The sequence below is a fragment of the Pseudonocardia pini genome (assembly GCF_013870575.1).
Lineage (GTDB): Bacteria > Actinomycetota > Actinomycetes > Mycobacteriales > Pseudonocardiaceae > Pseudonocardia > Pseudonocardia pini.
Genome location: NZ_JACBXB010000381.1, coordinates 1 through 5,129, shown reverse-complemented (window position 1 = coordinate 5,129; position 5,129 = coordinate 1). Strand labels below are relative to the sequence as shown.

Here is a 5,129-nt window from a genome sequence, read left to right as displayed (position 1 = left end):
CGCCGCGGAGGGAAAGGCCCGCGGGGTGGTGTGCCTGGCGTTCCCCGTCCACCCGCCCGGCAGGCCCGAGAAGCACCGCATGGCGGAGATCGACTCGGTCGAGGTCCCCGTGCTGGTCGTCCAGGGCGCGAGGGACCCCTTCGGCATGCTCGACCCCACGCCGTCGAGAGAGGTCGTGGTGGTGGAGGGGGACCACTCGCTGAGGAAGGCGAACCCCGAGATCGAACGGGTCCTCCCCGGGTTCCTCGGCCGGGTCCTCGCCCGCTGACGGGTCAGCGGGCGGCGATCTCCGCGAACGTGCCGCCCGCGACCGCGACGAGGTCCTGCGGGGCGAGCTCGACCTCGAGCCCGCGGCGGCCCGCGCTGCAGAAGACCGTGGCGAACCCGGCGGCGGAGGAGTCCACCACGACCGGCAGCCGCTTCCGCTGGCCGAGCGGGGAGATGCCGCCCGCCACGTACCCGGTGGCGCGCTCGGCGTCCGCGACCTCGGCCATCCGGGCCTTCTTCCCCCCGACGGCGGCCGCGAGCGCCTTGAGGTCGAGCTGTGCGTCGACCGGCACCACCCCGACCGTCAGGTTCCCGTCGACGGCGGCGACGAGCGTCTTGAAGACGCGTGCGGCGTCGAGCCCGAGGGCGTCGACGGCCTCCTGGCCGTAGGCCGCGCCGCCCGCGTGCTCGTACGAGTGCAGGGTGAAGTCGACCTTCCTCCTGCTCAGCAGCGCCGTCGCCGGTGTGCCCTGCCCTGCCACCCGTCCGGCCCCTTCCCCAGAATCGGCGACGGCCGGGAATCCCCTACCGGCCGAACGTGTTGTGACCGTACGTGACACAGGCTCTGATGGAGGCGCCCCGCCCCGCGCGCCCGACTGTGTGGACGGTGGGCTCGACCGGTCCCACCTCCGCGCCGCCGCGACGGTCGGGCGGAGGACGCGTAGGCTCGTTCCTCGCAGACTCGCAGGCCGCCGCACGGGTGGCCGAGGGGGAGAGGAGCGCGGTGCCGGACGAGACGGACACCGACCAGCAGTCGCAGCAGGACGCGGTCGATCGCGCCCCGGAGGAGTCCGAGGCCGAGCGGGCGGCGCGCTTCGAGCGCGACGCCATGCCCATGATCGACCAGCTCTACGGTGCGGCGCTGCGCATGACCCGTAACCCCGCGGACGCCGAGGACCTGGTCCAGGAGACCTACCTCAAGGCGTACTCGGCGTTCCGGACGTTCCGCGAGGGCACCAACCTCAAGGCCTGGCTGTACCGGATCCTCACGAACACCTACATCAACGGCTACCGCAAGCGGCAGCGCCAGCCGCTGCAGTCGCCCACGGACGAGATCACGGACTGGCAGCTCGCGCAGGCCGGTGAGCACTCGTCGACCGGGCTGCGCTCGGCCGAGGTCGAGGCCATGGACAACCTGCCGGACACGGACGTGAAGGAAGCCCTTCAGCGGCTTCCCGAGGACTTCCGGATGGCGGTATACCTGGCCGACGTCGAGGGGTTCGCCTACAAGGAGATCGCGGACATCATGGGCACGCCGATCGGCACCGTGATGTCCCGCCTGCACCGCGGGCGCAGGCAGCTCCGGGACATGCTCACCGACACCGCGCGCGAGCGCGGTTTCATCCGGGGCGAGGAGCAGGAGGTGACCAGCTCATGAGCTGCGGCAACCACCACGACACCGACTGCTCCGAGGTGCTGGCCGAGGTCTGGCTCTACCTCGACGGCGAGTGCGACGCCGAGCGCCGCGCGGTCCTGGTCCAGCACCTCGACGAGTGCACCCCCTGCCTGCAGGAGTACGGGCTCGACGAGAAGCTCAAGCAGCTCCTCGCCCGCAAGTGCAGCGGCGAGACCGCCCCGGACGGGCTGAAGACGCGGCTGCGCAAACAGTTCCTGGAGCTCGCCGAGGTGAGCGTGGAGTCCGGCCCCGGCGGTACGACCGTCGAGGTCCGCACCACGCGCATCGAACAGCGCGGCTGACCCCCCGGACACACGAACGGCACCTCTGCTCGCGAGCGGAGGTGCCGTTCTGCTTGTCCAGGCCTCAGGTGTTGGGCCGCTTGCCGTGGTTCGCGCCGCCCTTCTTGCGGTCGCGACGCTTCCGTGCGCGCTTCGACATGCCGATCCCTCCTTCTCCTGCCGCTGGTCTGGAGCCAGTGTCCCACGTGGTTGGATTGGCCCGTGTCGACCCTGAGCGAACTGCTGGCCGAGCACACGCGGTTGCCCGGGGACGCCGTCGAGCACCTGCAGCGCGTGGTCGCCGAGTGGCAGCTGCTGGCGGACATGTCGTTCGCGGACTTCCTGCTGTGGATCCCCCTCCCGCAGGACGCGGACCACGCCATGGCGGGCGGCCCGGAGGAGTTCCTCTGCGTGGCCCAGGCCCGCCCGACGACCGCGCCCACGGCCCACTCCGAGGACGCCGTCGCCGCCCGCGTCACGCCGCGGGAGAACCCGCAGCTGCGGCGCGCGGTGGTCGAGGGGCGGATCTGCCGCGAGGAGGAGCCGCGCTGGCACATGGAGGTCCCGGTCCGCCGGGAGACCATCCCGGTGCGCCACCGTGGCCGCGTGATCGCCGTGCTGTCCCGGGACACCAACCTCGCGATGCCGCGGGTGCCCAGCCCGCTCGAGATCGCCTACCTGGGCAGCGCCTCCGACCTCTGCCAGATGATCGCGGACGGGACCTTCCCCACGACGGCGGCCTCGGCGGGCGCCGACACCAGCCCCCGCGCCGGGGACGGGCTCATCCGGCTCGACGCGCACGGGCTCGTGGCCTACGCCAGCCCGAACGCGTTGTCCGCCTACCACCGGATGGGCCACGACACCGACCTCGTCGGGGTGCCGCTCGGGCCCATGACCAAGGCGCTGGTCCGGGACCCGTTCGACGCCACCGAGGTCGCCGCCCGCATCCAGGCCGCGCTCGACGGCCGCACCTCGCTCCGGATGGAGATCCGCACCAAGGGGGCGGTGATGCTCGTCCGCGCGCTGCCGCTGCGCCCCCGCGGGGACGCCGCGGGCGCCCTGGTACTGGTCCGCGACATCACCGACCTGCGCCGCCGTGACCAGGCGCTGCTCAGCAAGGACGCGACGATCCGGGAGATCCACCACCGGGTCAAGAACAACCTGCAGACGGTCGCGGCGCTGCTCCGGCTGCAGGCCAGGCGGACCGAGATCCCCGAGGCCCGGCGGGCCCTGGAGGAGTCCGTGCGGCGCGTCACGAGCATCGCGCTGGTGCACGAGGCGCTGGCCTACTCGGTGGCCGAGATGGTCGACCTCGACGAGCTCGTGGACACCGTGCTCCCCGCGATCGGGGACGGCGCGACCGCCGAGGTCCGCGCGAAGGTCCGCCGCGAGGGCTCGCTCGGCACGCTCCCCTCGGCGATGGCCACCCCGCTGGTGCTGGTCCTCACCGAGCTGGTGCACAACGCGCTCGCGCACGCCTACGAGCCTGGTCAGGCCGGGGAGGTCGTGGTCAGGGCGACCCGCTCGGCGTCGAAGCTCGAGGTGGTCGTGATGGACGACGGCCGGGGCATGCCGGAGGGTTTCGACATGGACCGGGCGAAGGGTCTGGGCCTGCAGATCGTGCGCACGCTGCTCACGGAGCTGGAGTCCACGATCGCCCTGTCGCCCCGCGAGGGCGGCGGAACGGAGGCCCTTATCACGGTGCCGATGGCGGCGCGATAGCCTTGAGGCGTGATCGCTGATCCCGGTGCCGAGGTCGCGCCGGTGCCGTGCTCCGCGGTCACAGGATCCGGCGGGTGCGGTGACACTCCCGGAACCACAGAAGAGCGGGCCCGTCGCCGGTGGCGTCCGGCTTCGGGCCCGCTCTTCGGGGCTGTGCTCTGAGGTTCTCGGTGGTGCGGCTCGTGAGAAAGCCGAGCCACTCAGGCGGTGCGGGCGCGGGTACGCGAGTTGCGACGCTTGAGTGCGCGACGCTCGTCCTCGCTCATACCGCCCCACACGCCCGCGTCCTGGCCACTCTCGAGGGCCCAGGACAGGCACTCGGTGACGACGGGGCAACGACGGCAGACGGTCTTCGCCTCGGCGATCTGCAGGAGCGCCGGGCCGGACGTCCCGACCGGGAAGAAGAGCTCCGGGTCCTCGTCGCGGCAGATAGCGCGGTGACGCCAATCCATGATGGTTCTACTCCTCGTACTGGCGATCGGGGTTCGCGCCGATCGCACGTCTGTCTGTCACGGTGTTTCCGCGCTTGTGAATGATTTCACGAGCACGGTCGCTCTTCAAGGGACAAGGTCCAGCCGGGTGAGGAGCCTCACCCACCCTTCGCAACGATGGACGACACGTTCGGTTACCGCGTCGATCCTTCGCTACCAAGAGCGACGGAAAGTGTCCCTGCCCGACGGCTCCGGGAGTACCCCGTCTCCGCCGGACCATGCGGGGTGGCCCCCGCTGGTGTCCCTCGATCTCGCAGGACCTACCTTGGATCACGTCCACGTCTGATGCGAGACCCTGGCTGCTCGACGGTCAGCGAGCATCGGTGAATGGCCACCCGGTGTCACTCGGCCGGGTGAGACGCCCGCCCGATCTGCGACGAGGGGCGCCTCTCGCACGACGACTGAGAGTGGTCGGTCAGACGACGACGCGTAGCGCTCCCGGCACGGAGACGAACTCGACGTCGGTCCGCGACCCCAGATGGTCGCCGTCCAGCTGCAGCGCCAGCGGCTCCGCGGAGCGGATCCGGATGGAGGGAACGGCGTCCTGGCGCACGATGTTCCGGCCGTGCGGGTCGCCGTCGGGCGAGAGGATGTGCCGCAGGGTCCGCGAGATGGTGGGCAGCCCCAGATGGCGGAGCGCGAACAGGGCGAGCCCGGAGCCGAACGTGGCGCCGGGGTTGGTCCGCACGGCCTTGCCGGACAGGAAGGTCCACGGGTCGGTGTTGCTCACGAACGCCAGCCGGACCTCCTCCAGCGGGCTCGCGCCGGGCACCTCGATCGTCATCGACGCCGGACGGCGGCGCTGGCGCAGGTACTCCGCCACGGCGGTGCCCGCGTACCGCAGCGGGCTGGCCTCGCGGCCGGAGGCGCGCTGCCGCTCCACGGCGGCGACCACGCTCGCGTCCCAGCCCATGCCGGCGTTGAAGGTGAACCAGCGGTCGTCCGCGCGACCGAGGCCCACCAGCCTGCTGC

General features: G+C 71.9%; 8 protein-coding genes. 4 read left to right on the top strand and 4 right to left on the bottom strand.

Annotation, left to right across the window (positions count from 1 at the left end; translation table 11 throughout):
* The coding region (locus tag H5J29_RS20085; protein WP_312858320.1) for an alpha/beta family hydrolase at window positions 1–268 on the top strand (268 nt) is incomplete at its 5' end.
* Between the two features lie 4 nt (window positions 269–272).
* On the opposite strand, the gene ybaK is transcribed toward H5J29_RS20085, so the two are convergent.
* A complete protein-coding gene (gene ybaK / locus H5J29_RS20080; protein WP_181782592.1) occupies window positions 273–749 on the bottom strand; it encodes a Cys-tRNA(Pro) deacylase in 477 nt (158 codons plus the stop codon).
* Between the two features lie 242 nt (window positions 750–991).
* Between ybaK and H5J29_RS20075 the strand changes: the two genes are divergently transcribed.
* Together H5J29_RS20075 and rsrA are read left to right on the top strand one after the other, a co-directional pair.
* Window positions 992–1,645, top strand: a complete 654-nt coding sequence (locus tag H5J29_RS20075; protein ID WP_181782591.1) for a sigma-70 family RNA polymerase sigma factor — start codon at window positions 992–994, stop codon at window positions 1,643–1,645.
* On the top strand, window positions 1,642–1,965 hold the full coding sequence (rsrA, locus tag H5J29_RS20070; RefSeq protein WP_181782590.1) for a mycothiol system anti-sigma-R factor: 324 nt from the start codon (window positions 1,642–1,644) through the stop codon (window positions 1,963–1,965). Before H5J29_RS20075 ends, rsrA begins: the two co-directional genes overlap by 4 nt.
* 64 nt (window positions 1,966–2,029) lie before the next feature.
* On the opposite strand, the gene H5J29_RS36600 is transcribed toward rsrA, so the two are convergent.
* A complete protein-coding gene (locus H5J29_RS36600; protein ID WP_370467464.1) occupies window positions 2,030–2,104 on the bottom strand; it encodes a 50S ribosomal protein bL37 in 75 nt (24 codons plus the stop codon).
* 62 nt (window positions 2,105–2,166) lie between these two features.
* Between H5J29_RS36600 and H5J29_RS20065 the strand changes: the two genes are divergently transcribed.
* On the top strand, window positions 2,167–3,666 hold the full coding sequence (locus H5J29_RS20065) for a sensor histidine kinase (RefSeq protein ID WP_181782589.1): 1,500 nt from the start codon (window positions 2,167–2,169) through the stop codon (window positions 3,664–3,666).
* 200 nt (window positions 3,667–3,866) lie between these two features.
* On the opposite strand, the gene H5J29_RS20060 is transcribed toward H5J29_RS20065, so the two are convergent.
* Together H5J29_RS20060 and H5J29_RS20055 are read right to left on the bottom strand one after the other, a co-directional pair.
* Window positions 3,867–4,118, bottom strand: coding sequence for a WhiB family transcriptional regulator (locus H5J29_RS20060; protein WP_181782588.1), 252 nt, complete (start codon window positions 4,116–4,118; stop codon window positions 3,867–3,869).
* A gap of 454 nt (window positions 4,119–4,572) precedes the next feature.
* Window positions 4,573–5,129, bottom strand: a 557-nt coding sequence (locus H5J29_RS20055; RefSeq protein WP_376768552.1) for a diacylglycerol/lipid kinase family protein, incomplete at its 5' end; no start/stop codon positions are given.